Here is a 26,059-nt window from a genome sequence, read left to right as displayed (position 1 = left end):
CGCGCCCCACTATTGGGCCCCCCCCCCCCCCCCCCCACGCCCGGGCCCCGGCGGCATGTGGGCGGGGCCCCCCCCCACCGCCCCCTACCGGCCCCCCGGCGGGGTGGTGGTACACCGGGCGGGCGGACGGGCGGGCCGGAGGGGTGGGGCTACTTCCCCAGGACCGCCTTCATCACGTTGCGGGCGATGGGGGCGCCGAGGCGGCCACCCGAGATGTCGGAGCGGGAGATGTCCATGGCCGTCGGGTCGATGAAGACCGCGACCGCGACAGCGCGGCCGTCGGGGTTCTTGCCGTACGAGACGAACCAGCCGTACGGCACCTCCTTGGTGACGTCGTTGCCGCGCTGCGCGGTGCCGGTCTTGCCACCCACCGTCACCCCGTCGATCAGGGCTCGCTGTGCGCTGCCCTCCTTGGCGGTGAACTCCATCATCTCCTGGACCTTCTTCGCCGTCTCCTCCGAGACCGCCTGGCTCTTCAGTTTCGGCTCGTGCTGCTCCAGGACGGTCAGGTCCGGCCCCTCCAGCTTGTCGACGATGTAGGGCTGCATAAGCTTGCCGTTGTTGGCGAGGGCCGCCGTCACCATCGCCATCTGCATCGGGGTGCTCGTGAGGCTGCCCTGCCCCATGCCGGTCAGGGCCGTGCCGGGCTTGTCGAGCTTCTCGGGGTAGAGGCTCTTCGTGGCGAGCATGTCGCCGAACTCCTCGGAGTAGACGTCCTCGTTGAAGCCGAACTTCTGCGCCGTCTCCCGCATCCTGTCGTCGCCGAGCTTGGACGCCATGTCGAGGAAGACGTTGTTGCAGGAGTACTGCATGGCCGTCTTCAGCGAGGCCTTGTTGCAGACGGCGTCACCGGCCTCGCTGCCGATCTTGTTCGAGGAGAGGGGCAGCGGATACGGCGAGACGGCGTCGGTCCTGGCATCGACGTCGGTGACGACTCCGTGCTCCAGGGCGGCCGCGGCGGTGAGGATCTTGAAGGTGGAGCCGGGCGGGAAGGTCTCGCGCAGGGAGCGGTTCGCCAGCGGCTTGCTCTTGGCGTCCACCAGCGCCTGGAACTTGTCGCCCTCCTTGAAGGAGTTGCCGGCGAAGACCGAGGGGTCGTACGAGGGGGTCGAGACCAGGGCCAGCACCATGCCCGTGGCGGGGTCGAGCGCGACGACGGCGCCGCGGGCGTCCAGATCCGTCAGCCCCTTGTAGGCCGCCTCCTGCGCCTTGGGGTCGATCGTCGTGATGACGTCTCCGCCGCGCCGGGGCTCACCGGTGAGGATGTCCTTGGCGTGCCGGAAGGCGAACCGCTCGTCCTGGCCGCTGAGGATGCTGTCGTACGTCTTCTCCAGGAGTGACATGCCCTGAGCCTGGGACGCGTAGCCGGTGACGGGTGCGTACATGGGGCCGTATCTGAAGGTGCGCTGGTACTTGAAGTCGGTACCCGAGACCTCCTTCGACCCGGTGATCGCCTTACCGCCGACGATGATGTCGCCGCGCGGGGTCGCGAACTGAGTGATCTTCACCCTGCGGTTGAACTCGTGTCCGGCCAGCTCCTCGCTCCTGGCGAACTGCAGCCAGTTGGTCCGGATCAGCAGAGCCAGCATCAGGATCCCGCAGAAGATGGCTATGTGACGCAAGGGTCTGTTCATCGAGCTCCCGCTCCCCGGCAGCCGGGCACACGCGCACAGGCCGCTCCATCGATGTCCGTAAGTGAAAGATGCGGTTCCGGCGCACGTGGTTGCACTCCGGGTGGCGCTCCACGCCGCCTGCCACCGCTACAGGAACGCCGCGTAGGCATCCAGTGCCCGCAGAACCTCGGCCTCATCCGCCGGAGGCAGTTGCAGCACGACCTCCTCGACGCCCAGGTCCGCGTAGTACGCCAGCTTGCCGGGGGCCGGCACGACGGCGTACGGCACCACCTGGAGGTGCTTCGGGTCACGGCCGGCGTCCTCCCACGCCGTACGCAGCGCGGGGATCGACTCCGACAGACCGCGCCCGCCGATCGGCAGCCAGCCGTCCGCGTCCCTGGCGATCTGCGCGAAGAGCTTCGGTCCCGCCGCCCCGCCGATCAGGGTGCGGGGCCCGTTCACCGGCCCGCGCGGCCGCTGAACCGGCTTCGGATGGGCGTGACTCGCCCGGACCGACCCGAACTCGCCATCGTACGGCGTGGGTTCGTCGGACCACAGGGCTCGCATCAGGGCCAGCCGGTCACTGCCGAGCGCGCGTCGGGTCGACCACTCGACGCCGTGGTCCGCGGCCTCCTCGACGTTCCAGCCGAAGCCGACGCCGAGCGTGAAGCGGCCACCCGATAGGTGGTCCAGCGTGGCGGCCTGCTTCGCCAGGTCGATGGGGTCGTGCTGGGCGATCAGCGTGATGCCGGTACCGAGGGCCAGCCGTTCGGTGACGGCCGCCGCCTGCCCCAGCGCGACGAAGGGGTCGAGAGTGCGCCCGTACTCGGCCGGCAGATCGCCGCCCGCGGGGTAGGGCGTCTCCCGGCTCACCGGGATGTGGGTGTGCTCGGGCAGGTACAACCCGGCGAATCCCCGCTGCTCCAGCTCGCGCGCGAGCCGGACCGGCGTGATCGTCTCGTCGGTGAGGAAGATCGTTGTGGCGATCCGCATGCGAGGCACCTCCGTCGTCGTCCGTGACGGCTCCAAGGTATGCGGTACGGCGCGCGGGTGCGTCCACTCCGAAAAGATCTTGGCTCGGTTTCGCGCCCGACTCCCCACATCATTGGTCATAGGCGATGCATCAGGTCACCCTGAACTCTCGACGCACCCCGGGTTCGCAGCTCGCGCGGTGCGGCGCCTCGGTCACGTGCGGCGGTAGATCGCCTCTATCTCCGCGTCGAAGTCCCGCGCGCGGCTGGGGAAGCGCGAGGGGGAATCAACCCGACCGACTCATCTCGACCTACTCCTGACCTTTGAGTAACCTTACTCAGCGGTGAATCCACGACCGCGCAGGAGCTGGACCATGGCCGACCGCTATCTGCACTCCACCGGCACAGCAACCGGCCGCTTCCTGACCCGCAGGACCGGGCTGCCCACACCGGCGCCGCTGCGCCGCTGGTCCGTCACAACCCAGCCCGGGTCCGGCGCCGTCAACGGCCAGGTCGTGCGGGTCTGCGGCCAGAGCCTGCTGGGGGCCTGACCGATGAGCGGCCTCGGCCTGTCCCTGGTGCGCGGAGCCGTCACCTCGCCGTTCAGGCGGGCCGGGCGGCCCGGCGCCGTACTGCCCGCCGGGCGCGAGGTGCTCGCGCCGTCCCGTATCGCCCCCGGCCCCCTCGCCGCGTACAGCAGGGTCTGCGGTTTCGCCGAGTCGGGTGTGCTGCCGCTCACCTACCCGCACGTCCTCGGCTTCCCGTCCGCCATGCGGGTCATGACCGGCCGCGGCTTCCCCCTCCCGGTGCTCGGTCTGGTCCACACCTGGATCGACATCACCCCGCACCGGGTTCTCCAGCCCTCGGACACCCTCGAAATCAGCGTGTACGCCGCAGAACTGACACCACATCGGCGCGGAACCGAGGTCACCATGGTGACGGAGGCCCGGCTCGGCTCCTGCCTCGCCTGGGAGTCCCGCAGCGGGTACCTGTCCCGGCACCCGGTCCCGGAGACGGACGCCCCCGAACCGCCGCCGCCCTCCAGAAGCACGTCGCCGGCTCCTCCCGTTCCCCCGGCCGGACCGCCCGCCGTGGCCGAGTGGCAGCTGCCCACCGACCTGGGACGGCGGTACGGTGCCGCGTCGGGCGACCGGAACCCCATCCACCTTCACCCGGTGACGGCACGGCTGTTCGGCTTCCCCCGGCACATCGCGCACGGCATGTGGACCGTCGCCCGCTGCCTGGCCGAGGAGGGCGGGGTCGGGGCCGGGGACTCCGGCCGGATCCGGTCCGTCCGGGCCGACTTCAAGGCCCCCGTGCTGCTGCCCGCCACCGTCACCTACGCCGCGGCCGGGCCTGACTTCCAGGTGCGCGACGGCAGCCGCGTCCATCTCACCGGGCGCGTGACCAGGGAGACATGAGGCCGGTTCGGGCCCGGCTCCCCACCGGGGGCCGGGTCCTCTCAGCCGGTCCTGGACTGCCAGCCGCGCCCGTGCATGAGGTTCTCCAGGCCTGCCCACGAGAAGTTCATCAGGGTGGACGCGGCCTCCTTCGCCGAGACCCCGGGCGTGACGTTGGCCCATCCCGCGAGTGCCTCGGCGGCACCCACCAGCGCCTGCGCGAGCCCCGCCACGTCCCGGTCGGGCAGGGCCGGATCATGGTGCGCCTCGCGCGCCGCCGCCCCGATCAGACCCGTCACAAACGCAACGATCTCCGCGCGCAGCGCCCCGACCTCGCCGACGAACGGCTCCCCGTGCGAGCTCGCCTGCTGGTGCAGCACAGCCCAGCCGTCCGGGTTCTGTGCGGTGTGCGTGAAGAACGCCCTCAGCCCCGCCCACAGCTGCCGGTCCGCCGGAAGGCCCGGCTCGACCGCCGCGGTCACGGCCTCCACCAGCGCCTTCGACTCGCGACGGATGCACGCGGTGAAGAGCTCCTCCTTGGAATTGAGGTAGAGGTAGACCAAGGGCTTGGAGACACCGGCCAGTTCGGCGATCTCGTCCATGGACGCGGCCCGGTATCCACGCTGCCCGAAGGTCTGCACGGCCGCGTCCATCATCTGCTGCTCACGCACCGCGCGCGGCATCCGTTTGCTCTTCACTGCACTCACGTCAGACATCCCCTCCGCCCCACTGCCACTCCCCGGTAAGACTACGGCGCCGGGCAGGCACCCACCGTGCCCCGCGGATCCGACCGGGGCCGAATGCCCGCGCATCGGCGGCAGCCCTCCCTCGTGGCCGATCGCTGTGCGGCCGCACACGCACCGGGAGCGCCCCCGGCCTCGTAGGGCCGGGGGCGCTCCCGGTGCGTGCGGTACGGGTCGTGCCTAGGCCGCGACGGGAACCCCGGCGGGCCTGGTGTCCTCGACCTCGACCTCGGGCTCGTCGACCGGGGAGGCCGACGCCGAGTTGTACGCGTCGTGGTCCAGGATCTTCTCGCGGGCCGACACGATGACCGGAACCAGCGCCTGTCCCGCCACGTTCGTGGCGGTGCGCATCATGTCCAGGATGGGGTCGATGGCGAGCAGCAGACCCACGCCCTCCAGCGGGAGGCCCAGTGTCGACAGCGTCAGGGTCAGCATCACCGTGGCGCCGGTGAGACCGGCGGTGGCAGCCGAACCGATCACCGAGACGAACGCGATCAGGATGTAGTCGCCGATCCCGAGCTGCACGTCGAAGATCTGCGCGATGAAGATCGCCGCCAGCGCCGGGTAGATCGCGGCGCAACCGTCCATCTTGGTCGTGGCGCCGAAGGGGACCGCGAAGGACGCGTACTCCTTCGGTACCCCGAGGCGCTCGGTGACCTTCTGGGTGACCGGCATGGTGCCGACCGACGAGCGGGAGACGAAGGCCAGCTGGATCGCGGGCCAGGCGCCCTTGAAGAACTGCAGCGGGCTGACCTTGGCGACCGTGGCGAGGAGCAGCGGGTAGACGCCGAACATCACCAGGGCGCAGCCGATGTAGACGTCGGCGGTGAAGGTCGCGTACTTGCCGATCAGGTCCCAGCCGTATGTGGCGATCGCGTAGCCGATGAGGCCGACGGTGCCGAGCGGGGCGAGACGGATGACCCACCACAGCGCCTTCTGGAGGAGCTCCAGGACCGACTCGCTGATGGCGAGGATCGGCTTGGCCTTCTCGCCGAGCTGGAGGGCGGCGATACCGGCGACGACCGCCATGAAGACGATCTGGAGGACGTTCAGCTCGGTGAAGGGCGTGATGATGTCCGTCGGGATGATGCCGGTCAGGAAGTCCAGCCAGGAGCCCGCGTGTTCGGGCTTGGCTCCGTCCTTGGGGGTGAGTCCGGTGCCCGCGCCCGGGTCGGTGATCAGGCCGATCGCGAGGCCGATGGCGACCGCGATCAGCGAAGTGATCATGAACCACAGGAGCGTGCGGGTGGCCAGCCTCGCGGCGTTGTTGACCTTGCGCAGGTTGGTGATGGACACCAGGATCGCGAAGAAGACGAGCGGCGCGACGGCCAGCTTCAGCAGCTGGACGAAGATGCCGCCGATCTTGTCGAGCGTGGTGACGAGCCAGCCGACGTCCTGGCTGCGGGCGAGCCACCCGAGCAGGACACCGAGGACCAGACCGGCGACGATCTGGACCCAGAAGGGGACGCTGGGTATGCGGAAGCCGGAACCGGACGGCTTGCCGGCCTCGGTCTCGGCGGTGGGTGCGGTATTCGCGGACACGGACACACTCCAGATGTGACGCGACGGGGCGTACGGGGGACGGACGTACGGGCGTGCGGTCGAGCAGGGGGACGGGGGTGCGGCGCCCGCGTCAGAGGCGGCGCCGCTGCATGATGCCGGTTCAGACGTTGCGGCGACAGACCGCGGACATACAGCGGCAGAGGTCGACGTGCAGGCGCACCACGAGCGGGACGCTCAGGGCGTGAGGGGCGCGCACGGCTGTAATCATGCCGAGCACGTTAACACTGCAACTTTGAGAACCTCAAAGGTATTCTTCTTGATCATTTTGCTGGTCGCAGTGGTCCGGACGCGCCGAAGCCCCAGTACGGGAGCAGCTGCTCCGGTCCGGGGCTTCGTCTGTACGGGTTCGTGGTGTGAGGAACCTTACGCGGCGCTTACCTGGTGACCGAGTCCTCGCGGGAGCGGTTCGCCTCGAGCCGCGCCTTGGTGCGGTCGACCGTCGAGACGAGCTGCTCGGACATCTCGTCGCGCTGCTTGCGCAGCAGGACGTAACTGAGGGGTGCGGAGAGCACCAGACCGAGGAGGAGGACCCAGACGACGTTGGAGCCGCCGACGCCCGAAGGCAGGACCCCGAAGTGGACCGCGACACCCGCGACGAAGAAGCAACCCACGAAGATCAGCAGACGCATCGCGGTGTACCGGATCGTTGCGCTCGGCTTGGCAGCGGACACGGCTGGCCTTCTCTCTTCGTACGACTTCCGCGGTCGCGCGGTCCATGGTCCTGTCCGACCAGTGAAGCATGCCCCGAATTCGATCAGTTCACAGGGTTGCCCGGCGCGTTCGGCGACTCCTGCCGCGAAACGGTCCACCGGAAGCCCGGCCTGCCCACCGCAAGGCGCGCGCCCCTCTACCGGAACAGCGGGAGCAGCATGATGACGTCGTCGCGGTAGTCGTCCTCGGCCACCCGGATGGCGTCCGGGATCCGGCCCACCTCCTTGTATCCGCAGGAGGCGTAGAAGCGATCGGCCCCCGTGCCTCCGCGGCAGGTGAGCCGCACCGCGCCGATACCGTCGATGGCACGGGCCGCATCGGCCGCCGCCGCCATCAGCTCGCGCCCGTAGCCCCTGCCCTGGTGGCGGGGATGCACCATCACCGTGTAGACGCCGATCCAGTGCTGCATCAGCCGGTGGGTGTTGTGGGTGAGGAAGGCCGTGGCGGCCACGATGCCGTCCTCGTCCCGCCCGACGACGAGGTGGGTGCGCCCCTCGGCCATGCCGGCCAGGTGCTTGACCAGCTCCGGCCGGACCGCCTCGGCGGTGACGGGCGGCACGAAACCGACCGCTCCGCCGGCGTTGGTGACGTCGACCCAGAGCGCGGTGACGTCGTCCCGCAGGGCACGATCAAACGCGGGGTTCACTTCAAACGTAAGCGGCATGAATGCAGATTAACCATTACGAGCGAGGGGCTTCAACCGGCGTCCACCCCGCGAGAAAGCCCCGGCCGGGGACGGCGGGCCGGGGCTCTCGGGCAGCGGGACACACAGGACGCCCGCGAGGGGCGCGCGGCGTCAGACGCGCATGGGCTGCGGGGTCTCGCGCCGGTCGGCGTCCGGTCCCGGGTACTCGCGCAGGATCTCGTACCGCGTGTTGCGCTCCACGGGGCGGAAGCCCGCGTCACGGATCAGGTCCAGCAGGTCCTCACGGCCGAGCTTGTTCGGCGTGCCGTAGTCGTCCGCGTCGTGCGTGATCTTGTACTCGACGACCGAGCCGTCCATGTCGTCGGCGCCGTGCTGAAGCGCGAGCTGCGCGGTCTGCACGCCGTGCATCACCCAGAACACCTTGACGTGCGGGACGTTGTCGAAGAGCAGCCGCGAGACCGCGAAGGTCTTCAGCGCCTCGGCGCCGGTCGCCATCGACGTGCGCGCCTGGAGGGTGTTGCGGACCTTGCCGTCCTTCATGTCGACGAAGTCGTGCTGGTAGCGCAGCGGGATGAAGACCTGGAAGCCACCGGTCTCGTCCTGCATCTCCCGCAGCCGCAGCACGTGGTCGACGCGGTGACGGGGCTCCTCGATGTGCCCGTACAGCATCGTCGCCGGGGTCTTGAGCCCCTTCTCGTGCGCGAGGCGGTGGATGCGCGACCAGTCCTCCCAGTGGGTGTTGTGGTCGACGATGTGCTGGCGGACCTCCCAGTCGAAGATCTCCGCGCCGCCGCCGGTCAGGGACTCCAGACCGGCCTCGATCAGCTCGTCGAGGATCTCGGAGGCCGAGAGCCCGGAGATCGTCTCGAAGTGGTGGATCTCCGTCGCCGTGAACGCCTTCAGCGCCACCTCGGGCAGCGCCTCCTTGAGCGCGCTGAGCGAGCGGGGGTAGTAGCGCCACGGCAGGGTGGGGTGCAGCCCGTTGACGATGTGCAGCTCGGTGAGGTTCTCGCCCTGCATCGCCTTCGCGAGCCGGACGGCCTCCTCGATGCGCATCGTGTACGCGTCCTTCTCGCCCGGCTTGCGCTGGAACGAGCAGTACGCGCAGGACGCGGTGCACACGTTCGTCATGTTGAGGTGGCGGTTGACGTTGAAGTGGACGACGTCGCCGTTCTTCCTCGTGCGCACCTCGTGCGCAAGCCCGCCGAGCCATGCGAGGTCGTCGGACTCGTAGAGCGCGATCCCGTCCTCGCGGGTCAGCCGCTCGCCGGCCCGGACCTTCTCCTCCAGCTCGCGCTTGAGTCCCGCGTCCACTAGGGCGCCTCCATCTGTCTCTGCGTTACCGATCCGGCAGCCAACCGTACTCCCCCACGTTTCGGGCGGAAGCATCCCCGCCCCGCGTCAGTCCTCGTCGGGGAGCTCACCGACCCGGTTCTCCCACTTGGTGGAGAGCACGACGGTCGTACGGGTCCTGGAGACCCCCCTCGTGCCGCTCAGCCTGCGGATCGTCTTCTCCAGGCCGTCCACGTCACCGACCCGCACCTTGAGCATGAACGAGTCGTCGCCCGCGATGAACCAGCAGTCCTCGATCTCGGCGAGGTCCTTCAGGCGGTGCGCGACGTCCTCGTGGTCGGCGGCGTCGGAGAGCGAGATCCCGATCAGCGCGGTGACACCGAGGCCGAGCGACGCGGCGTCGACGGTCGCGCGGTAGCCGGTGATGACACCGGCTGTTTCCAGCCGGTTGATGCGGTCGGTGACGCTGGGCCCGGAAAGCCCGACGAGCCGTCCCAGCTCGGCATACGAGGCCCTGCCGTTCTCCCTGAGGGCCTGGATGAGCTGCCTGTCCACCGCGTCCATATGACTGAAACCTTCCATTGTTCAGCAGTACCGCGAGCTTACGTGTAGAATCTAAGACACAACAGGGGTTACGGCCTGTAAATCTCTTCCGTTACCCGAGAAACGCTTACGAATCTTCAGGAGTGATCTTCACCGTGTACACGATCGAGATGGCCTACGCCCGGATGCGCGAGCTGCAGGACCTGGCCAACCGCTCGCGTGCCCACCAGCCCGCCGCCGCCCAGCGTGTCGACCGGATCCGCACCCCGCGGACCGGCAGGAAGCAGCGCTGACACCACCGGATCAGCCCCGGGAGCCCCCACCGAGCTCCCCCTCCCACCGGCGGTAGAGCTGGTGCGGCACCCCCGCCGCGTCCAGCACCCGCCCGGCGACGAAGTCCACCAGGTCCTGGATGTGCGTCGCCCCCGCGTAGAAACCCGGAGAGGCGGGCAGCACCACGGCGCCCGCCTCGTCCAGCGCGACCATCTGCTTCAGCGTCGAACCGCTCAGCGGGGTCTCGCGCACCGCCACGACCAGCTTCCGCCGCTCCTTGAGCGTCACGCTCGCGGCCCGCTGCAAGAGGTCCTTCGACAGCCCCAGCGCCACCCCGGCCACACAGGCGGTCGACGCAGGGACGATGAGCATCCCCTTCGCCGGGTACGACCCGGACGAGGGCCCGGCCGCCAGATCGCCGGCCGCCCAGTGGCGCACGTCCCCCACGTCGGGCCGGAAGGTGTCCGGCTTCCCGTCCGCCCCCCGCGCCAGCCAGGTCCGCAGGTCGTCCTGCCAGTGCGCGTCGCGGAAGGCGATCCCCGTCTCGTCCAGGAGCGTCAGCCTGGACGACCGGCTGACCACCAGGTCGACACTCTCACCCGCGTCCAGCAGCCCGCGCAGCACCGAGGCCGCGAAGGGCGTGCCCGATGCTCCCGACACCCCGACAATCCAAGGCCTGCGCTGCTGTTGAGTCACTGAAGTCCCGGCTGTCACACCGCCGAGCCTATCCGGCACCGGGCCTCCCGTCCGGGTCAGGCCGGTGCCGGACCCACGACTGCCCCCGTTCAGGAACCGGGCCGGGGTCCTCGTACGTTGCACCGGCAGGAGGAACAGCCATGGACAGGGGGTGACCATGACGGACACACGCACGAGCGCCACCGCACGGGCCGTCACGGCCGGAGCGGTCATGCTCGCCTGGGTCGCGCTGCTGTGGGTCCTGGAAGGTGTGGACGTCGCGACGGGCAACTCCCTGGACACCCACGGCATCAGCCCCCGCGAGCCCGCCGAGCTGGCCGACGTCGTGCCGGCCGCCTTCCTGCACAGCGGCTGGGAGCACGTGGCGTCCAACAGCGTCCCGCTGCTGGTCCTCGGCTTCATCGCCGCTCTCGGCGGCATAGGCAGGTTCGCCGCCGTGGTCCTCGTCGTGGTCGTGACGAGCGGCCTCGGCGTGTGGCTCACCGCGCCGCCGGACACGGTCACCCTCGGAGCGTCCGGCGTCGTCTTCGGCCTGTTCGGCTATCTGCTGGTCCGCGGCTTCGTCGACCGCCGCCCGCTGGACATCGTGGTCGGCGTGGTCATCGCCGCGGTCTACGGCTCGCTGCTGTGGGGCGTGCTGCCGACCGACTCCGGCATCAGCTGGCAGGGCCACCTCTTCGGGCTGGCAGGCGGGGTGGCGGCGGCGTTCCTCTTCCGCCGCCCCCGCGGACCCCGGAGCCCGGACCACGTCACGGCGTGAGGCCGCGCGCCAGCAGATCGAGCAGCGCGCAGGCGAACAGCGCGATCCCGATGAAGCCGTTGACCGAGAAGAAGGCCCGGTTGAGCCTCGACAGGTCGTGCGGCCGCACGACCCGGTGCTCGTACACGAAGGCCACGGCGACGATCAGCATGCCGATCCAGTAGAAGATCTCCGCGTCGGTCGCCAGTCCGAACCACACCAGCAGACCGGTCGTGACCACGTGGCAGACCCGCGCGCCCCACAGGGCCGCCGGAATACCGAAACGGGCGGGGAAGGAGAGCACCCCGTGGGCACGGTCGGCCTGCACGTCCTGACAGGCGAAGATCAGGTCGAAGCCGCCGATCCAGATCCCGACGGCCAGCCCCAGGATCACCGCGTCCCACGACCAGCCCCCGGTCACCGCCAGCCACGCGCCGACCGGGCCGATGGCCTGGGCGAGACCGAGGATCGCGTGCGGGAAGTTCGTGAACCGCTTGCCGTACGGGTAGACCACCATCGGCACGACCGCGACCGGCGCCAGCACCAGGCAGAGCGGGTTCAGCAGGGCGGCGGCACCGAGGAAGAGGACGAGGGCCACGATCGCGCCCGTCCACGCCGACCTGACCGACACCGCCCCGGTGACCAGCTCACGGCCCGCGGTGCGCGGGTTCCGGGCGTCGATCTCACGGTCGATGATCCGGTTGGCCGCCATCGCGAAGGTCCGCAGCCCGACCATCGCGACGGTCACGAGCAGCAGCGTGCCCCAGTGGATGCTCTCATCCAGCTGGAACATCGCGGTCAGCGCGGCGATGTACGCGAAGGGCAGCGCGAAGACCGAGTGCTCGATCATCACCAGCCGCAGGAACGCGCGTGGCTTGCTGCGCGGCTGCGGGACGGCACCGGCTGACGCCGAGGCGCTCACAGGCCGTACTCCTTCCAGCGGCGGTCGACCTTCGCCGCCGTCTCCGGGTCGGACTCGACCATCTCCGGCCAGCCCCCGTCCCGCGTGTACCCCTCCTCGGGCAGCTTGCGCGTCGCGTCGATGCCCGCCTTGCCACCCCAGAACTGCTGGTAGGAGGCATGGTCGAGATGATCGACAGGACCTTCGGTGACCGTCAGGTCCCGCGCGTAGTCGGTGTTCCCCAGCGCCCGCCAGGCGACCTCGTGCAGGTCGTGGACGTCGCAGTCGGAGTCCACGACCACGATCAGCTTGGTCAGCGACATCATGTGCGCCCCCCAGATGGCGCTCATGACCTTCTGGGCGTGCTTGGGGTACTTCTTGTCGATCGAGACGATCGCGCAGTTGTGGAAGCCGCCCGCCTCGGGCAGGTGGTAGTCCACGATGTCCGGAACGATGATCTTGAGCAGCGGCAGGAAGAACCTTTCGGTGGCCCTCCCCAGCGGCCCGTCCTCGGTGGGCGGCCGCCCGACCACGATCGACTGCAGCAGCGGCCGCTTCCGCATCGTCACACAGTCGATCTTCAGCGCGGGGAAGGGTTCCTGCGGGGTGTAGAAGCCGGTGTGGTCGCCGAACGGACCCTCCGGCAGCATCTCGCCCGGCTCCAGCCAGCCCTCGATGACGACCTCCGCCTGCGCCGGGACCTGGAGCGGGACGGTCTTGCAGTCGACCATCTCGATCCGCTTGCCCTGGACGAAGCCGGCGAAGAGGTACTCGTCGATGTCCCCCGGCAGCGGCGCCGTGGAGGCGTAGGTGACGGCGGGCGGCGCACCGAAGGCGATGGCGACGGGCAGCCTCTCACCACGCCGTGCGGCGACCTGGTAGTGGTTGCGGCTGTCCTTGTGGATCTGCCAGTGCATCCCGATGGTGCGCTTGTCGTGGCGCTGCAGCCGGTAGAGCCCCAAATTGCGGATGCCCGTCTCGGGGTCCTTGGTGTGGGTGAGACCCAGGTTGAAGAAGGAGCCGCCGTCCTCGGGCCAGGTGAAGAGCGCGGGCAGCTGATCGAGGTCCACGTCGTCGCCGGTCAGGACGACCTCCTGGACGGGAGCGCTCTCGGACTTCACCTTCTTCGGGGGCAGGTGGGTCACCGTGCCGAGCTTCCCGAACGCCTCGCGGATACCGACGAAGCCCTGCGGCAGCTCCGGCTTGAGGAGGCCGCCGATCTTGTCACTGATCTCGGCGTAGGACTTCAGCCCCAGCGCCTTGAGGAGCCGCCGGTCCGTTCCGAAGACATTCATGGCCAGGGGCATGGACGCCCCCTTGACGTTCTCGAAGAGCAGCGCGGGCCCGCCCGCCTTGTTCACCCGGTCGACGATCTCGCCGACCTCCAGATACGGGTCGACCTCGGCCTTGATGCGCTTGAGATCGCCCTCGCGCTCCAGAGCCCGGAGCAGGGAGCGAAGATCGTCGTAAGCCATGCTGTCCAGTATCGGCCACCCGCTACCCTTGGCCCGTCACCGGGGGCGGGACAGCGCCTCCCCATCTCATCTCGGGGGATCCTCCACGATGCTCAGGGCCTTGATCTATCTGCTGCCGCTGGCGCTGACGATCTACGCGTTCATCGACTGCCTGAACACCCCGGAGGACGAGGCCAAGCACCTGCCGAAGGTGGCCTGGGTCTTCATCATCCTGCTGTTCTGGATCGTCGGCCCGATCGTCTGGCTCGCCGCGGGCAAGCTGCGCACGCCGCCCGCCGGGGGCCGCACACCCTCCGAGTGGCACCGCGCGCACCGCACCACGTGGGTGGCACCCGACGACAACCCGGACTTCCTGAAGTCGCTGAAGGAAGAGAACAAGAGGGACGAGTCGCTTCTGCGGGACTGGGAGACGGACCTTCGCCGCCGCGAGGCGGAGATCAAGCGCCGGGAGGGCGGCAAAGCCCCCGAGGACCCGGCTCCCCCAGCCGGCGCGTGAGCCCCTGCCCTGACGGCGTCACGTCCTCATGACGAGAGCAGCTGCCCCAGCCGGTTGAGCAGGGGCAGCAAGGCCGTGCGCTCCTCGGGTGTGAGCGCCTCCAGAGCGCCGTGGACCACGCGCATCTCGGCGCGGATCCGGTGCGCCAGCTCGGCGCCCTCCGCGGTGCGGGCGGCCATCTTGGAGCGGCGGTCGCCGGGCGCCGGGGTGCGCGTCACCAGACCGCGGACCTCCATCCGGCCGATCAGGCCGGTGGCGTTGGACGCGTCGCACACCAGATGACTGGCCAGCGCACTCATGGGCATGGGTTCATTGAGGGCGATCAGCGCCCGCGCCTGAGAGGAGCTGAGGCCATGCCGTCCGGCGACTGCGGTGAGGTCGTCGTGGTGGCCACGGACGACGACCGCGAGGGGCTCCAGCAGTTCGTCCGGAGCAGGGACGGCGCGGGGGGCCGGTTCCGTCGTCATGGTCGGCCATCCTTCGATCGGTGCGCGTGGTCCGGGCACCGGGATCGGTGCGCCACGCCCCCGCATTTATTTGACATGCTCAACTTTAGCCAGTTACATGAGCCAAATTGCTTGAGCATATCAAGCTTCATGTGTCGTACGTCTGCGTCTCGCGTCTCGTAGGGAGCACCCCCCATGCCCTCCGTACTCTTCGTCCTCACCGGTGCCGACCACTGGACCCTCAACGACGGCACCGCCCACCCCACCGGCTTCTGGGCCGAGGAACTCGCCGCCCCCCATCGCGTCTTCACCCAGGCCGGCTTCGACATCACCGTCGCCACCCCCGGCGGGGTCGCTCCCACCGTGGACGCCGGGAGCCTGGCCGCCGAGGCCAACGGCGGCCAGGAGCGGGCCGATGCCATCGCCTCCTACCTCGCCGCGATCGACGAGACGCTGCGCATCCCGGCCAGGCTCGAGGATGTCGTCCCCACGTCGTACGACATCGTCTTCTACCCGGGCGGCCACGGGCCCATGGAGGACCTCGCCGTCGACGAGGCGTCCGGTCGGCTGCTCACCGCGGCACTTGACTCGGGTACCCAGGTGGCCGTGCTGTGCCATGCCCCCGCCGCGCTGCTGCCCGCCCGCCGGGAGGACGGCAGCTGGCCGTTCGCCGGCTACCGCATGACCGGCTTCAGCAACGCCGAGGAGACCCTGGCGGGCTTCGCCGAGAAGGCACCCTGGCTGGTGGAGACCCGGCTCGTCGAACTCGGCGCCGAGTACAGCGCCGCCGAGCCGTGGGCCGTGCACACTGTGCACGACCGCAACCTGCACACCGGCCAGAACCCCGCCTCCTCCGAGCAGCTGGCCCGCGAGATCGTGGCGGCCCTGTGAGTGCCGCCGGGACCGCCGTGGAGACCTCGTCGTCACCGTGGCCGGGCCCCCTGGGCTGGAAGGGCTGGACCCGTTCGGCTGACACCCCGTGAACCACGAGGGCGCGACCGCGAAAGATGCGGTCGCGCCCTCGTGGCGTGCGTGCGGCCCGTGCCCTCAGACTCCCGCGTAGGAGTGCTTGCCGGTCACGAAGATGTTCACGCCGTAGTAGTTGAAGAGCCAGCAGCCGAACGCGATCAGCGCCAGGTAGGCCGCCTTGCGTCCCTTCCAGCCGGCCGTCGCGCGGGCGTGCAGGTAACAGGCGTACGCGACCCAGGTGATGAAGGACCAGACCTCCTTGGGGTCCCAGCCCCAGTACCGGCCCCACGCGTCGCCCGCCCAGATGGCGCCCGCGATGATCGTGAAGGTCCACAGCGGGAAGACGGCGGCGTTGATGCGGTACGAGAAGGTGTCCAGGGACTTCGCGGCGGGGAGCCGCTCCAGGACGGAGGACGCGAACCTGCCGGGCGCCTTGCCGTTCGCGATCTTGTTCTCGTAGCTGTCGCGGAACAGGTAGAGCAGTGTGCCGACGGCCCCGAGATAGAACACGGCGCCGCAGATGATGGCGGTGGAGACGTGGATCCACAGCCAGTAGGAGTGCAGCGCCGGCACGAGCTGGTCGCTGTCGGTGTAGAGCGTGGTGGTCGCGATGCCGAGGTCCAGCAGGACCGTGGTCACCAGCAGCAGGCCGATCCAGCGGACGTTCTTCCGCAGCGCCAGCAGGATGAGGTACGCGCCGACCGCCACCGTGGAGAAGGTGATGGAGAACTCGTACATGTTGCCCCAGGGGGCACGCCTTACCGACATGGCACGGGCCACGACCCCGCCGGTCTGCACGGCGAAGGCGACGACGGTCAGGGCGACCGCGATCCGCCCCCACAGGTCGCCCTGGAACGTGCCGCCCGCGGCGCCGGGGCCGTCCGGTACGTCACGGGACCCGGCGGCCGATCGGGTCACGACCTTGGGGCGTTCAAGCACCGCGGTGCTGCCGCCCTGCTGCCCGATCCGCACCTGGGGGGTGGGGCCGGCGGCCGCCGGTCCGCTCAGCGCGGCGGCTGTGCGGCCCACCTTGCTGCGGCTGCCGAACACCCACTCCGCGATGTGTGCGAAGAAGGCCAGGGTGTAGACGGCCATCGACGAATAGATCAGCACATTGCTGGTGTGTGCCAGATTCTCGTTGGTTGCGGCGGCGAGATTCACTTCTCAGCCCCTTCGGCAGGTACTTCGGCAGATTGTCCGGAAGGCCGTCCGGGATCGGGATCGGAGTCGGGATCAGGATCGGGCGCGCTCGGCGCCACGTCGTGGAGGGCGGCCGCCAGGCCGGCCAGTTCCTCGGGGAGCCTCGCGGACTCGCTGCGGCCGAGGCCGGCCATCTCGACGACGGTGACGCCGTCCGAACCGCGCACGGCCCGCACCCACACACGGCGTCGCTGGATGAACAGCGAACCGGCGAGGCCGAGGACGGCGCCCACCGCGCCGGTCAGCGCCCAGCCGCTGGCGGGCTGGCGCGAGATCTGGAAGCTCGCCCACTCCTTGACGCTCTCGAAGGTGATCGAGCCCGCGCCGTCCGGGAGCTTCATGCTCTCGCCGGGGCGCAGGCGCTTCTTGAGTTTGTCGCCGTTGCTGTCCTTGAACTCCTTCATCTTGGACGTGTCGAGCTGGTAGACGTTCTGCGGCAGTCCGGAGTCGACGCCGAGGCTGCCGTGGAAGCCGTTGAGCGCGAGGACCGGATAGTCGGCACCGGGGTACTGCGAGAACATCGTGCCCTTGCCGTCACCGGCGAACGTCGGGACGAAGAACGCCTGGAACCCCAGCTGGGTCTTCTTGCCGCTCTTGTCCTTGTAGCCGTCCATCACCTTGATCGCCCCGGTCGAGGTGACGTTGTTGTCGATGGGCAGCAGGGGTACCGCGCTCCGGTAGACCTCCTTGCCCCTGCCGTCCTTGACCGAGATGACCGGGGCGTAGCCGTGGGCGTTGAGGTAGACCTTCGTGCCGTCGACGACGAGCGGCTTGTTGACCTCGATGACCTTCTTCTTCGGAGCGCCGTCCGCGCCCTCGGAGTAGGTCACGCGCGCCTCGTACGTCCGGGGCGTGCCGCGCTGCGGGCCGCTGCGCTCGTACGTCCCGACGAAGTCGTCAAGGTCGAAGCTGAAGGGGACGAGGTCGTCGTTGTCGAAGAGCGAGCCGGACTTGAAGTCGTCGTACTGGGTGATCGTGTTGGCGAAGCCGTCGCCCTCGACGACCAGCTTGCCGCCCTCGGACTTGAAGAGCTGCCCGAAGGCGAACGCGACCAGCATGACGATCAGCGCGATGTGGAAGAGAAGGTTGCCCGTCTCCCGCAGGTAGCCCTTCTCCGCCGCCACCGCGTCGCCGACCGTGTGCGAGCGGAAGCGCCGCTTGCGGAGGATCCCGAGGGCGGCCTCGCGCACCTGCTCCGGGTCCGCGTCGGTGCGCCAGGTGGTGTACGCGGGAAGCCTGGTCAGCGTCCCGGGGGCACCCGGCGGGCGGCCGCGCAGCTGGCCGACGAACTGAAGGGTGCGCGGGACGATGCAGCCGATCAGCGAGACGAACAGCAGGATGTAGATCGCGGAGAACCACACCGAGCTGTAGACGTCGAAGAACTGCAGCTTCTCGTAGAGCGGGGTGACCGTGGTGTGGGCCTCCTTGAAGGTCTGCACCTTCAGTTCGTCCACGCTGTTCTGCGGGATCAGCGAGCCGGGCACGGCGCCGAGCGACAGCAGGAAGAGCAGGATCAGCGCGACCCTCATCGAGGTGAGCTGCCGCCAGAACCACCGGGCCCAGGCGATGACGCCCATCGAGGGCACGGAGGTGGCGGACTCCTCGCGCGGGGCGGTGGAGAGCTGTGCTCCCGCCTCGCCGAGATCGCGCTCGTCCGTGGTGTGCGTGTTGCTCATGGACTCAGATCCCCACAGTGAAGCCGTTGGACCAGACCTGCATCTCCTGGATGAGCACGTCCCACGCGCCCGTCAGCAGGAGTACTCCGGTCAGGATCATCATGCCGCCGCCGATGCGCATGACCCATGCGTAGTGGCGCTTGACCCACCCGAACGCGCCGAGCGCCCGGCGGAAGGCGATCGCCGCCAGGACGAAGGGGACGCCGAGCCCGAGGCAGTACGCCACGGACAGGATCGCCCCGCGGCCCGCGGTCGCCTGGTCGAACGCGAGGGCGTTGACGGAGGCCAGTGTCGGGCCCAGGCACGGGGTCCAGCCGATCCCGAAGAGGGCACCGAGCAGCGGCGCCCCCGTCAGGCCGGTCATCGGCCTCTTGTGGATGCGGAACTCACGCTGCGTCATCCAGGGCATGAGCCCCATGAAGAAGATCCCCATGAGGATCAGCAGCACGCCGAGGACCTTGGACAGCGTCCCGCTGTACTCCTGGAGCGTCTGGCCGAAGTAGCCGAAGAGCGCGCCCCCGGACACGAACACGACGGTGAAGCCTAGGACGAAGAGCGAGGCGCCTGCGACGGTCCTGCCCCGCCGTTCCTCGGCCAGGTCGGCGCCGCTGACCCCGGTGACGTAGCTGAGGTAGCCGGGCACCAGCGGCAGGACGCACGGCGAGAAGAAGGAGACGAGACCACCGAGCAGCGCGATGGGCAGCGCCACTATGAGAGCCCCGTCGGCGACCGTCGCGTTTCCGCCGGCGACCGCGGCCAGCTCGAACACCTGGGTCACTTCTCCGCGACCAGCGGGTCGATCATCTCGCGCAGCTTCCCGGCGTCGAGCGCGGCGAGCGAACGGGCGGCGAGCCTGCCCTCCCGGTCGATGACCACGGTCGACGGGATGGCCTGGGGGTTCAGGGTGCCCTTCGGGAAGCGCAGGAGCAGCTTCCCGGTCGGGTCGTAGAGGCTCGGGTAGGTGACCCCGAAGTCCTCCTCGAAGCTCACCGCGAGGGACTTCTGGGGGTCCCGGGTGTTCACTCCGACGAACTGCACGCCCTCGGCCTCGGTCTCCTTCGCCACCTTCTCGAAGTGCTTGGCCTCGGCGCGACAGGGGGCGCACCACGAGCCCCAGAAGTTGAGGACGACGACCTTGCCCTTGTAGTCGGCGACGTCCAGGGCCTTGCCCTCCAGCGTCTTGCCGTCGAGCTTCGGCGCGTCGGTGCGGTCCGCCGCGGCGACGGTCGAGATCCCGCCACTGCCGGTCACGAAGTTCGTGTTGCCGCCGCCGCCTGCCCTGGTGCCGTCACCACTGCACGCGGACAGGGTCAGCGCGCCTGCCGCTGCGATGGCGGCGAGCAGGGTGAAGCGGCGTCGGGATGCGCGGCCAGTGCTCATGTGAAAAGTTTCGCATGGCAGTTCCGGGGATCTTGCGCACCCCCCTCGGTGCCCGTAAAGCCCCTTGTCAAGCTTGCTTAAAGAAGGTGTTCCAGCCTCCGTCGGGCGCCTTGCCGACCTCGAGCGAACGAAGCTTCTCCAGCACTGCCGGGTCCTGCGCGTCGAGCCAGTCGACGAACTGCCGGAAGGAGACGAGGCGCACGTCCGGCTTGCCCGCGATGTGCTTGAGCGCCGCCTCGACGGCGTCCATATAGATGCCGCCGTTCCACTCCTCGAAGTGGTTGCCGATGTAGAAGGGCGCGCGATTCGTCTCGTAGGCGCGGTCGAACCCGGCGATGTACGCCTCGGTGGCCTGGGTACGCCAGCCCGGATAGCGCGAGGGCATGCCGTTGGTCGAATTCACCGACTGGTTGGCGAGGATGTTGTAGTCCATGGACAGGACTTCGAAGGTGTGGCCGGGGAAAGGGATGCCCTGCAGCGGGAGGTCCCAGACTCCCTGGCGCTTCTCGGGCCACTTCTGGGTTCCGCCGGGCGAGCTCGCGTCGTAACGCCAGCCCAGCTGTTTCGCGGCGGGGAGCAGATTGTCCTGGCCGAGAAGGCAGGGCGTACGGCTGCCGACGAGTTCCTTGCGGTAGTCGAAAGGCAGCGGATCGAGGTCCGTCCACCCGGTGTTCGTACGCCATTCGGTGACGAACGAGACGGCCTGGTCGACCTCGCTCCGCCATTGCTCGGGGGTCCAGTTCCCGACGGATCCCGAGCCGCCGCAGAAATGCCCGTTGAAGTGGGTGCCGATCTCGTGCCCTTCGAGCCAGGCCTGGCGGACGTACTTCAGTGTCTGCTTCACGTGGTCGTCGGTGAGATAGCCGATGTCCGAGGCGCCCCTGGGATTGTTCGGCGGGCGGTAGAGGGACTTCTTCGACTCGGGCAGCGCATAGAGTCCGGAGAGGAAGAAGGTCATCGCCGCGTCGTGTTCCTCGGCGAGTTCGAGAAAGCGCGGGAAGAGCCCGTTGCCGACCTCGCCCGCTCCGTCCCAGGAAAAGATCACGAACTGCGGAGGCGTCTGTCCCGGTTCGAGGCGTACCGGGGCGGCGGGCTGCTTCGGCTGCTTTCCGGTGTCCGCCGTGGAACCGTCACCGATCAGCCTGATGCTCTTCTCGGGAGTGCCTCCGCCGTTACCGTGCGCCCCCTTGCCGCCCTTACCGCTCTTCTCGGGCTCCGGCCTGCCACTGTCCGACGACCCGAGGGCGCCGCAACCGGCCATCGAGAGTGCGGCTGCGGCTCCGAGTCCTGCGCCGAGCAGGCCCCTTCGGTTCATGTCACGCATAGCGTCCCCATCTACGGTCGTATTACCTCAAGGCCATACAAACTGGCAATAGCTTAGATGAGGAGACCAACACGGCGGTTCCGCTGATAATCACAAAAGTTATTTCGTGAACAAACCTGCACATGTGCTGCACACGATCACCGGATCGGGCCGCGCACCACCCCGGTGCGCGGCCCGTCGGAGCACTACGCCCCGAATGCCTTGGACTTGCCCTTGACCGGCTTCGCACCCGCGAGCAGGTGCGCCGGAACCAGGTCCCGGGCCGGCTCGGTGTACCCGACCGACACGATCTTGTCGCCCTGGTACGTGAAGCTCGTCAGCGAGGCCAGCGTGCACTGCCGCTTGCGCGGGTCGTGCCACAGCCGTCGGCCCTCCACGAAGCTCCGGACGATCCAGATGGGCAGCTGGTGGCTGACGCAGACCGCCTCGTGCCCCCGCGCGGCGTCGCGCGCGGCGTCGAGCGCGCCCATCATCCGTACGACCTGCTCGATGTACGGCTCACCCCAGGACGGCTTGAAGGGGTTGGTGAGGTGCTTCCAGTTCTCGGGCTTGCGCAGCGCGCCGTCGCCGACCCCGAAGGTCTTGCCCTCGAAGACGTTGGCGGCCTCGATGAGGCGCCCGTCCGTGGCGAGGTCCACGCTGTGCGACTTGGCGATCGGCGTGGCCGTCTCCTGGGCACGCTCCAGCGGGGAGGCCACGACGTACGTGATGTCGCGCTTCTCCAGGTGCTCGGCGACCCGGTCGGCCATCCGGCGGCCGAGGTCGGACAGGCTGTAGCCGGGACGGCGGCCGTAGAGCACCCCGTCCGGGTTGTGCACCTCACCGTGGCGCATCAGGTGGACGACGGTGATGTCCTGGTCCGGGTACTCGCTCATGCCGTGGCCTCCGATGCTGCGCGTGCGGCGGCCGGCAGGGCGGCGGCGACCCGCTCCAGGGCGCGCTCGTCGTGTGCGGTCGAGACGAACCAGGACTCGAAGGCCGACGGCGGCAGGTAGACGCCCTGTTCCAGCATCGAGTGGAAGAAGGCCGTGAAGCGGAAGGCCTCCTGCTTCTTCGCGCCTTCGTAGTCGCGGACGGGCTCGTCGGTGAAGAACACGGAGAACATGTTGCTCGCCGCCGACACCGTGTGCGCGACGCCCTCCTTCGTGAACGCCTCACCGACCAGGGAGCGCAGCTGCGCGGAGACCGCGTCGACCTTGGCGTACGCCGCGTCGTCGAGCAGCCGGAGCTGGGCGAGACCCGCCGCCGTGGCGACCGGGTTCCCGGAGAGCGTTCCGGCCTGGTAGACGGGACCGACGGGTGCCAGGTGCGCCATCACGTCGGCACGGCCGCCGAAGGCCGCGGCCGGGAAGCCGCCGCCCATGACCTTGCCGAAGGTCATCAGGTCCGGCCGCACCCCGTCGATGCCGTACCAGCCGGCCTTCGAGGTACGGAACCCCGTCATCACCTCGTCCGAGATGTACAGCGCGCCCTCGGCGGCACAGATCTCCTTCAGGCCGGCGTTGAAGCCGTCCAGGGGCGGCACCACGCCCATGTTGCCCGGCGACGCCTCGGTGATCACACAGGCGATCTCACCCGGCTGCGCGGCGAACGCGGCGCGCACGGCCTCCAGGTCGTTGTACGGCAGCACGATCGTGTCGCCGGCCTGCGCCCCGGTCACCCCGGGTGTGTCCGGGAGCCCGAAGGTGGCGACCCCGGAGCCGGCGGCGGCCAGCAGCGCGTCGACGTGACCGTGGTAGCACCCGGCGAACTTCACGACCTTGGCCCGGCCGGTGAAACCGCGGGCGAGCCGGATCGCCGACATGGTCGCCTCGGTGCCGGACGACACCAGCCGCACCTGCTCGACCGGCTCGACACGGGCGACGATCTCCTCGGCGAGCGCGACCTCGCCCTCGCCGGGCGTACCGAACGAGGTACCCCGGGCGACCGCCTCCTGGACGGCCGCGATGACCTCGGGGTGCGCGTGACCGAGGATCATCGGCCCCCACGAACACACGAGGTCGACGTACTCGCGGCCGTCGGCGTCGGTGAGGTACGGACCCGTGCCGGACACCATGAACCGGGGCGTACCGCCCACCGCGCGGAACGCGCGCACCGGAGAGTTCACGCCGCCGGGCGTCACGAGAGACGCACGGTCGAAAAGCGTCTGTGAAACTGGGGCTTCGTATGAATACGCCACTTTGGTCCTGATCTGCGATTCGGGGGATTCGGGGCCCGGCCGGATTTTCCCGGCCGCCGGTGAGCAGGGAGCACGCCCTCCCCGTATGAGGCTCGTACAACGAAAGGGCGTCAGTCTCCTCGCGTCTGCGAAACTGGGGCGTCATAGGGAAAGCTCACCCATGCCATGGTGTCAGAGGCGTGCACGGTCTTGCGGACAGGTGTTTCACCGCACGTCCGCGGGGGAGGTCACTGACGATGATCGGGTGCGCGGCGGGGCTGTGTCTCCTAAGAAGTAGTCGGGTGGATGAGATATGCATCGCGGTGGCGGAGTGGGCGAAGGGACCGACGGCCTGGGGCCCGAGCCTGCCCGGCGAGGGCGGCACCGACGCGAGGCCGAGCGGGTACGAGACGCTCAGACCGAGGGCGTACGGGACGCCCGGGCGGGTGGTACCGATGGTTCCGGGAGCAGGAGCAGTGGACGGGTGGGGGTGACCTACAAGTACTTCGGTGCCCCGGACGGGGCCACCGCGGCACGCGTGCCGATCTCGATGCGCCCCGAGGAACTGGGCGGCGACGAGCTGGGCATGGGCGGCATGTTCAGCAAGATCAAGCCGGAGACGGTGGCGGCCATGGTCCTCACCGGCATACAGGGCATACCCCTGCACAAGGTCCCACCGCTGGAGCTGGTGGTGCTCCACCCCGACTACGCGGTGGTCAAGCTGCCGATGACGGTGGTCGACCCGCTGCGCGACGTCGGCGAGGAATCCGTCGGCGCGGCGGCCTTCATCTGGTCCACCGTCCCGGACCGCGGCGGCCCGCGCGACGCGTTCAACGTCTACCAGCTGCTCCACGAGTGGCAGGACTTCTCGCACCGGCTGCACGACGCGGGGCACCAGGCCTACTGCCTGGTGTGGCCCTGATCCGAGGCTCCCTGGTGGCCGGCCCCCGCGGAGGCCGGCCACGGGTCTGTCGTGAACGGGTCCCTTCGCGTCAGTGGTAGCTGAAGTCGCCCACCGTCCAGGCGTCCACGTCCTCGATCGCGACGCGGTACATACCGCCGGTCTCCGGGATACCCACCGTGCCCTGGAGGATGCGGGCGACGTGGAAGTGGAGATGGGTCGGCGGCCCGTCCCCCCCGGCGCGTTCGGTGAAGATGGCCGAGAACTCGCCCAGGTGGGCCGAGTCCGTCAGGACCTCGGAGACACGGCGGCTCCACACCGCCTCGGGGGCCAGCCGGCCGGTGATGACGGCACCGTTGGTGACCACGGTGAGGGACATCTGATTACTGCGCCCGGACTCCACCAGTGCGGCGATGTCAACGAGCAGCTCGTCAGGCTTCGACATGGGAGCGGATTCTATGCACCCTCGCGGCGGCGCTCCCCTCCGGGACGCCCACTGCGCCCCCTTCCCGGTGGGAGGCGCGGGTGCCCGCCGGACGATATAGGAGGATGAGACCCATGACGGGAGACGAGAAGCGGGTGGTCGTCGAGACCGCACCCGGCGGGGCCGTACTGATCCGGGTCCGCGGCAGTCTGGACGGATGGTCGGGTTCCACGGAGCTGGCCGACGCGCTGACGGGCGCGGCCGACGGCGGCGGAAGCCGCACGGTGGTGGACCTCTCCGGGGTCGAGTTCGCCGACTCGGCGTGGCTGCATGCCCTTCTGGACGGCCGCCGGCAGCACGGCGCGGCGGGCATACCCCTGGTGCTGGCGGGGCCGATGACCGCGACCGTGCACCGGCTCCTGGAGGTCACGGGCACGCTCGGGGCCTTCCAGGTCGCCGACACGGTGGATTCGGCGTTCACGTGGTGACCGGTCGCGCTTACCGCGGCCGTATCGCGGGCGGCTGGTGTGACCGGAGGCCAGCCGGGCAGGCGGAGAGTGCACGGACGGGGAACAGGAAGAGCCAGTGGACGGCATGAACCCGGGGAACGGCCCGGATGACGCCGCCGGAAGCGCTGGGCCGCCCGAGGCGGTCGGGCGCGAGACGGTTCTCGTGCCCCGGAACGCCGCGTCCGCCCGCGACACCGTCACGCGTCTCCTCGCGTCCCGGCCCGCCGGGCACCGCCTGGCGGAGGTCGTCGTGGCCGACGCGCTCCTGGTGACCTCCGAACTGGTCACCAACGCGTTCCGGCACGGGGGCGGACTCACCGGTTTCACGGCCGAACTCACCGACGAGGGGCTGCTGCTGGCCGTGGCGGACGCCAGCCCCCACGCGCCGGTCACGTCCGCCCACTCGCCCAGGACGGCCCATGTCGGCGGCTACGGCTGGCCCCTGGTGTGCCGGCTGGCCGAGCGGGTGTCCATCACCTTCCACCCCGGTGGCAAACGCATCGTCGCTCTGATCGCCCTGTCCTGACGACCGGAGGGAGGTCACCGTCCCGGGTCTTCGTCCGGGACCGGCGGTCACCCACCGCCCTGTCGATCGGGCCGGGCACTGTTGGCATACTCGGTGGCATGTCCAGCGTGCCCTCTCCCCGTCCCGGATCCGTGCCGCCGCACACCCCCGTGACAGCCGCGTTCGAGCACGACGGGTGCTGGGTCGTCCAGGCACGCGGCGACCTCGACAGCGACACCGTCGACCCGCTGTTCATCGCCATGTGGGAGGCCGCGGCCGGCTACGACGTGGTCGTCCTCGACGCCACCGCCGTCACGTTCGCGGACTCCTCGTTCCTGAGCCTGCTCATCCAGGCGCACCAGCAGACGAGGCTGCGCATAGCCGCGCCGGGACCCGCACTGCGGCGACTGCTCAGCACAGCCGGCGTCGACCACCTCCTGGAGCGCTACGTCACCCTTGAGGAAGCTCTGGCCGCTCCCCACTGAACGGCCGGGCCGGCCGGGC

General features: G+C 69.5%; 30 protein-coding genes. 10 read left to right on the top strand and 20 right to left on the bottom strand.

Going from position 1 to position 26,059, the window contains the following annotated elements:
* Nucleotides 1–149 precede the first annotated feature (149 nt).
* Together ACFU5K_RS08485 and ACFU5K_RS08480 are read right to left on the bottom strand one after the other, a co-directional pair.
* Nucleotides 150–1,634, bottom strand: a complete 1,485-nt coding sequence (locus ACFU5K_RS08485) for a peptidoglycan D,D-transpeptidase FtsI family protein (protein WP_384058239.1) — start codon at nt 1,632–1,634, stop codon at nt 150–152.
* Nucleotides 1,635–1,760: 126 nt separating this feature from the next.
* Nucleotides 1,761–2,606, bottom strand: coding sequence for an LLM class F420-dependent oxidoreductase (locus ACFU5K_RS08480; RefSeq protein ID WP_384058237.1), 846 nt, complete (start codon nt 2,604–2,606; stop codon nt 1,761–1,763).
* A gap of 352 nt (nt 2,607–2,958) precedes the next feature.
* Between ACFU5K_RS08480 and ACFU5K_RS08475 the strand changes: the two genes are divergently transcribed.
* Both ACFU5K_RS08475 and ACFU5K_RS08470 read left to right on the top strand, forming a co-directional pair.
* Complete coding sequence (locus tag ACFU5K_RS08475) at nt 2,959–3,135, top strand: hypothetical protein (RefSeq protein WP_384058285.1); 177 nt, start codon at nt 2,959–2,961, stop codon at nt 3,133–3,135.
* Nucleotides 3,136–3,138: 3 nt separating this feature from the next.
* The gene (locus ACFU5K_RS08470; protein ID WP_384058235.1) at nt 3,139–4,005 is read left to right on the top strand and encodes a MaoC/PaaZ C-terminal domain-containing protein; all 867 of its coding nucleotides are present in this window, start codon (nt 3,139–3,141) and stop codon (nt 4,003–4,005) included.
* 41 nt (nt 4,006–4,046) lie between these two features.
* On the opposite strand, the gene ACFU5K_RS08465 is transcribed toward ACFU5K_RS08470, so the two are convergent.
* From ACFU5K_RS08465 to ACFU5K_RS08440, 6 genes are all read right to left on the bottom strand, one after another.
* Nucleotides 4,047–4,667, bottom strand: coding sequence for a TetR/AcrR family transcriptional regulator (locus tag ACFU5K_RS08465; RefSeq protein WP_384058281.1), 621 nt, complete (start codon nt 4,665–4,667; stop codon nt 4,047–4,049).
* Between the two features lie 240 nt (nt 4,668–4,907).
* Entirely contained in the window at nt 4,908–6,269 is a 1,362-nt protein-coding gene (locus ACFU5K_RS08460; RefSeq protein WP_384058233.1) for a dicarboxylate/amino acid:cation symporter, read from the bottom strand.
* 395 nt (nt 6,270–6,664) lie between these two features.
* A complete protein-coding gene (locus ACFU5K_RS08455) occupies nt 6,665–6,961 on the bottom strand; it encodes a DUF4229 domain-containing protein (RefSeq protein ID WP_384058231.1) in 297 nt (98 codons plus the stop codon).
* A gap of 176 nt (nt 6,962–7,137) precedes the next feature.
* Nucleotides 7,138–7,665 carry a GNAT family N-acetyltransferase gene (locus ACFU5K_RS08450; protein ID WP_384058229.1) on the bottom strand — a complete coding sequence of 176 codons (528 nt, stop codon included), beginning with the start codon at nt 7,663–7,665 and terminating at the stop codon, nt 7,138–7,140.
* Nucleotides 7,666–7,797: 132 nt separating this feature from the next.
* Nucleotides 7,798–8,961, bottom strand: coding sequence for an aminofutalosine synthase MqnE (mqnE, locus tag ACFU5K_RS08445; protein ID WP_267075106.1), 1,164 nt, complete (start codon nt 8,959–8,961; stop codon nt 7,798–7,800).
* A gap of 87 nt (nt 8,962–9,048) precedes the next feature.
* A complete protein-coding gene (locus ACFU5K_RS08440; RefSeq protein WP_384058226.1) occupies nt 9,049–9,504 on the bottom strand; it encodes an Lrp/AsnC family transcriptional regulator in 456 nt (151 codons plus the stop codon).
* A gap of 134 nt (nt 9,505–9,638) precedes the next feature.
* Here ACFU5K_RS08440 and ACFU5K_RS08435 point away from each other — a divergent pair, with 134 nt between their 5' ends.
* Entirely contained in the window at nt 9,639–9,776 is a 138-nt protein-coding gene (locus ACFU5K_RS08435; RefSeq protein WP_384058224.1) for a hypothetical protein, read from the top strand.
* A 10-nt stretch (nt 9,777–9,786) separates the two neighbouring features.
* Here the strand turns inward: ACFU5K_RS08435 and ACFU5K_RS08430 are convergent, their stop codons facing one another.
* Entirely contained in the window at nt 9,787–10,452 is a 666-nt protein-coding gene (locus tag ACFU5K_RS08430; RefSeq protein ID WP_384058279.1) for a UbiX family flavin prenyltransferase, read from the bottom strand.
* A 157-nt stretch (nt 10,453–10,609) separates the two neighbouring features.
* Between ACFU5K_RS08430 and ACFU5K_RS08425 the strand changes: the two genes are divergently transcribed.
* Nucleotides 10,610–11,212 carry a rhomboid family intramembrane serine protease gene (locus tag ACFU5K_RS08425; protein ID WP_384058222.1) on the top strand — a complete coding sequence of 201 codons (603 nt, stop codon included), beginning with the start codon at nt 10,610–10,612 and terminating at the stop codon, nt 11,210–11,212.
* On the opposite strand, the gene mqnP is transcribed toward ACFU5K_RS08425, so the two are convergent.
* Both mqnP and ACFU5K_RS08415 read right to left on the bottom strand, forming a co-directional pair.
* On the bottom strand, nt 11,202–12,113 hold the full coding sequence (gene mqnP / locus ACFU5K_RS08420; RefSeq protein WP_384058220.1) for a menaquinone biosynthesis prenyltransferase MqnP: 912 nt from the start codon (nt 12,111–12,113) through the stop codon (nt 11,202–11,204). The genes ACFU5K_RS08425 and mqnP overlap by 11 nt on opposite strands.
* The gene (locus tag ACFU5K_RS08415) at nt 12,110–13,567 is read right to left on the bottom strand and encodes a menaquinone biosynthesis decarboxylase (protein WP_384058218.1); all 1,458 of its coding nucleotides are present in this window, start codon (nt 13,565–13,567) and stop codon (nt 12,110–12,112) included. The genes mqnP and ACFU5K_RS08415 overlap by 4 nt, the downstream gene beginning before the upstream one ends.
* Before the next feature lie 88 nt (nt 13,568–13,655).
* Between ACFU5K_RS08415 and ACFU5K_RS08410 the strand changes: the two genes are divergently transcribed.
* Complete coding sequence (locus tag ACFU5K_RS08410; protein ID WP_384058216.1) at nt 13,656–14,063, top strand: PLD nuclease N-terminal domain-containing protein; 408 nt, start codon at nt 13,656–13,658, stop codon at nt 14,061–14,063.
* 26 nt (nt 14,064–14,089) lie between these two features.
* Here ACFU5K_RS08410 and ACFU5K_RS08405 read toward each other — a convergent pair whose 3' ends face one another.
* Complete coding sequence (locus ACFU5K_RS08405) at nt 14,090–14,530, bottom strand: MarR family winged helix-turn-helix transcriptional regulator (RefSeq protein WP_384058214.1); 441 nt, start codon at nt 14,528–14,530, stop codon at nt 14,090–14,092.
* Nucleotides 14,531–14,704: 174 nt separating this feature from the next.
* Here ACFU5K_RS08405 and ACFU5K_RS08400 point away from each other — a divergent pair, with 174 nt between their 5' ends.
* Nucleotides 14,705–15,400: a type 1 glutamine amidotransferase domain-containing protein gene (locus ACFU5K_RS08400; protein ID WP_384058212.1), complete on the top strand. Its 696-nt coding sequence runs from the start codon at nt 14,705–14,707 to the stop codon at nt 15,398–15,400.
* Nucleotides 15,401–15,556: 156 nt separating this feature from the next.
* Here ACFU5K_RS08400 and ccsB read toward each other — a convergent pair whose 3' ends face one another.
* From ccsB to hemL, 7 genes are all read right to left on the bottom strand, one after another.
* Nucleotides 15,557–16,639 carry a c-type cytochrome biogenesis protein CcsB gene (ccsB, locus tag ACFU5K_RS08395; protein ID WP_384058210.1) on the bottom strand — a complete coding sequence of 361 codons (1,083 nt, stop codon included), beginning with the start codon at nt 16,637–16,639 and terminating at the stop codon, nt 15,557–15,559.
* A complete protein-coding gene (locus ACFU5K_RS08390; RefSeq protein ID WP_384058208.1) occupies nt 16,636–18,354 on the bottom strand; it encodes a cytochrome c biogenesis protein ResB in 1,719 nt (572 codons plus the stop codon). Before ACFU5K_RS08390 ends, ccsB begins: the two co-directional genes overlap by 4 nt.
* Nucleotides 18,355–18,358: 4 nt before the next feature.
* Entirely contained in the window at nt 18,359–19,132 is a 774-nt protein-coding gene (locus ACFU5K_RS08385; RefSeq protein ID WP_384058206.1) for a cytochrome c biogenesis CcdA family protein, read from the bottom strand.
* Nucleotides 19,129–19,734 carry a TlpA family protein disulfide reductase gene (locus ACFU5K_RS08380; RefSeq protein ID WP_384058204.1) on the bottom strand — a complete coding sequence of 202 codons (606 nt, stop codon included), beginning with the start codon at nt 19,732–19,734 and terminating at the stop codon, nt 19,129–19,131. Before ACFU5K_RS08380 ends, ACFU5K_RS08385 begins: the two co-directional genes overlap by 4 nt.
* Before the next feature lie 67 nt (nt 19,735–19,801).
* On the bottom strand, nt 19,802–21,058 hold the full coding sequence (locus tag ACFU5K_RS08375) for a hypothetical protein (protein WP_384058202.1): 1,257 nt from the start codon (nt 21,056–21,058) through the stop codon (nt 19,802–19,804).
* 185 nt (nt 21,059–21,243) lie between these two features.
* Nucleotides 21,244–21,933, bottom strand: coding sequence for a histidine phosphatase family protein (locus tag ACFU5K_RS08370; RefSeq protein ID WP_384058200.1), 690 nt, complete (start codon nt 21,931–21,933; stop codon nt 21,244–21,246).
* Entirely contained in the window at nt 21,930–23,237 is a 1,308-nt protein-coding gene (hemL, locus tag ACFU5K_RS08365) for a glutamate-1-semialdehyde 2,1-aminomutase (RefSeq protein ID WP_384058198.1), read from the bottom strand. Before hemL ends, ACFU5K_RS08370 begins: the two co-directional genes overlap by 4 nt.
* A gap of 292 nt (nt 23,238–23,529) precedes the next feature.
* Between hemL and ACFU5K_RS08360 the strand changes: the two genes are divergently transcribed.
* A complete protein-coding gene (locus tag ACFU5K_RS08360; protein ID WP_384058196.1) occupies nt 23,530–24,138 on the top strand; it encodes a hypothetical protein in 609 nt (202 codons plus the stop codon).
* 70 nt (nt 24,139–24,208) lie between these two features.
* Here the strand turns inward: ACFU5K_RS08360 and ACFU5K_RS08355 are convergent, their stop codons facing one another.
* Nucleotides 24,209–24,562: a hypothetical protein gene (locus ACFU5K_RS08355; RefSeq protein ID WP_384058194.1), complete on the bottom strand. Its 354-nt coding sequence runs from the start codon at nt 24,560–24,562 to the stop codon at nt 24,209–24,211.
* 113 nt (nt 24,563–24,675) lie between these two features.
* On the opposite strand from ACFU5K_RS08355, the gene ACFU5K_RS08350 reads away from it, so the two are divergent.
* From ACFU5K_RS08350 to ACFU5K_RS08340, 3 genes are all read left to right on the top strand, one after another.
* Entirely contained in the window at nt 24,676–25,029 is a 354-nt protein-coding gene (locus ACFU5K_RS08350) for an STAS domain-containing protein (RefSeq protein WP_384058192.1), read from the top strand.
* A gap of 106 nt (nt 25,030–25,135) precedes the next feature.
* Nucleotides 25,136–25,576, top strand: coding sequence for an ATP-binding protein (locus ACFU5K_RS08345; protein WP_384058277.1), 441 nt, complete (start codon nt 25,136–25,138; stop codon nt 25,574–25,576).
* Nucleotides 25,577–25,674: 98 nt separating this feature from the next.
* Complete coding sequence (locus ACFU5K_RS08340) at nt 25,675–26,040, top strand: STAS domain-containing protein (RefSeq protein WP_384058190.1); 366 nt, start codon at nt 25,675–25,677, stop codon at nt 26,038–26,040.
* The last annotated feature ends 19 nt before the right edge of the window (nt 26,041–26,059 follow it).

It is taken from the genome of Streptomyces sp. NPDC057428 (assembly GCF_042803195.1).
In the GTDB taxonomy this organism is placed as follows: domain Bacteria; phylum Actinomycetota; class Actinomycetes; order Streptomycetales; family Streptomycetaceae; genus Streptomyces.
This window is presented reverse-complemented; position numbering and strand designations above follow the sequence as displayed.

What these genes read in the sequence shown, in the direction of transcription:
- ACFU5K_RS08485 (WP_384058239.1), bottom strand. Translation starts at nt 1,634, where the DNA reads ATGAACAGACCCTTGCGTCACATAGCCATCTTCTGCGGGATCCTGATG.
- ACFU5K_RS08480 (WP_384058237.1), bottom strand. Translation starts at nt 2,606, where the DNA reads ATGCGGATCGCCACAACGATCTTCCTCACCGACGAGACGATCACGCCG.
- ACFU5K_RS08475 (WP_384058285.1), top strand. Translation starts at nt 2,959, where the DNA reads ATGGCCGACCGCTATCTGCACTCCACCGGCACAGCAACCGGCCGCTTC.
- ACFU5K_RS08470 (WP_384058235.1), top strand. Translation starts at nt 3,139, where the DNA reads ATGAGCGGCCTCGGCCTGTCCCTGGTGCGCGGAGCCGTCACCTCGCCG.
- ACFU5K_RS08465 (WP_384058281.1), bottom strand. Translation starts at nt 4,667, where the DNA reads ATGCCGCGCGCGGTGCGTGAGCAGCAGATGATGGACGCGGCCGTGCAG.
- ACFU5K_RS08450 (WP_384058229.1), bottom strand. Translation starts at nt 7,665, where the DNA reads ATGCCGCTTACGTTTGAAGTGAACCCCGCGTTTGATCGTGCCCTGCGG.
- ACFU5K_RS08440 (WP_384058226.1), bottom strand. Translation starts at nt 9,504, where the DNA reads ATGGACGCGGTGGACAGGCAGCTCATCCAGGCCCTCAGGGAGAACGGC.
- ACFU5K_RS08425 (WP_384058222.1), top strand. Translation starts at nt 10,610, where the DNA reads ATGACGGACACACGCACGAGCGCCACCGCACGGGCCGTCACGGCCGGA.
- ACFU5K_RS08415 (WP_384058218.1), bottom strand. Translation starts at nt 13,567, where the DNA reads ATGGCTTACGACGATCTTCGCTCCCTGCTCCGGGCTCTGGAGCGCGAG.
- ACFU5K_RS08410 (WP_384058216.1), top strand. Translation starts at nt 13,656, where the DNA reads ATGCTCAGGGCCTTGATCTATCTGCTGCCGCTGGCGCTGACGATCTAC.
- ACFU5K_RS08405 (WP_384058214.1), bottom strand. Translation starts at nt 14,530, where the DNA reads ATGACGACGGAACCGGCCCCCCGCGCCGTCCCTGCTCCGGACGAACTG.
- ACFU5K_RS08400 (WP_384058212.1), top strand. Translation starts at nt 14,705, where the DNA reads ATGCCCTCCGTACTCTTCGTCCTCACCGGTGCCGACCACTGGACCCTC.
- ACFU5K_RS08390 (WP_384058208.1), bottom strand. Translation starts at nt 18,354, where the DNA reads ATGAGCAACACGCACACCACGGACGAGCGCGATCTCGGCGAGGCGGGA.
- ACFU5K_RS08380 (WP_384058204.1), bottom strand. Translation starts at nt 19,734, where the DNA reads ATGAGCACTGGCCGCGCATCCCGACGCCGCTTCACCCTGCTCGCCGCC.
- ACFU5K_RS08375 (WP_384058202.1), bottom strand. Translation starts at nt 21,058, where the DNA reads ATGCGTGACATGAACCGAAGGGGCCTGCTCGGCGCAGGACTCGGAGCC.
- ACFU5K_RS08370 (WP_384058200.1), bottom strand. Translation starts at nt 21,933, where the DNA reads ATGAGCGAGTACCCGGACCAGGACATCACCGTCGTCCACCTGATGCGC.
- ACFU5K_RS08360 (WP_384058196.1), top strand. Translation starts at nt 23,530, where the DNA reads ATGCATCGCGGTGGCGGAGTGGGCGAAGGGACCGACGGCCTGGGGCCC.
- ACFU5K_RS08355 (WP_384058194.1), bottom strand. Translation starts at nt 24,562, where the DNA reads ATGTCGAAGCCTGACGAGCTGCTCGTTGACATCGCCGCACTGGTGGAG.
- ACFU5K_RS08350 (WP_384058192.1), top strand. Translation starts at nt 24,676, where the DNA reads ATGACGGGAGACGAGAAGCGGGTGGTCGTCGAGACCGCACCCGGCGGG.
- ACFU5K_RS08345 (WP_384058277.1), top strand. Translation starts at nt 25,136, where the DNA reads ATGAACCCGGGGAACGGCCCGGATGACGCCGCCGGAAGCGCTGGGCCG.
- ACFU5K_RS08340 (WP_384058190.1), top strand. Translation starts at nt 25,675, where the DNA reads ATGTCCAGCGTGCCCTCTCCCCGTCCCGGATCCGTGCCGCCGCACACC.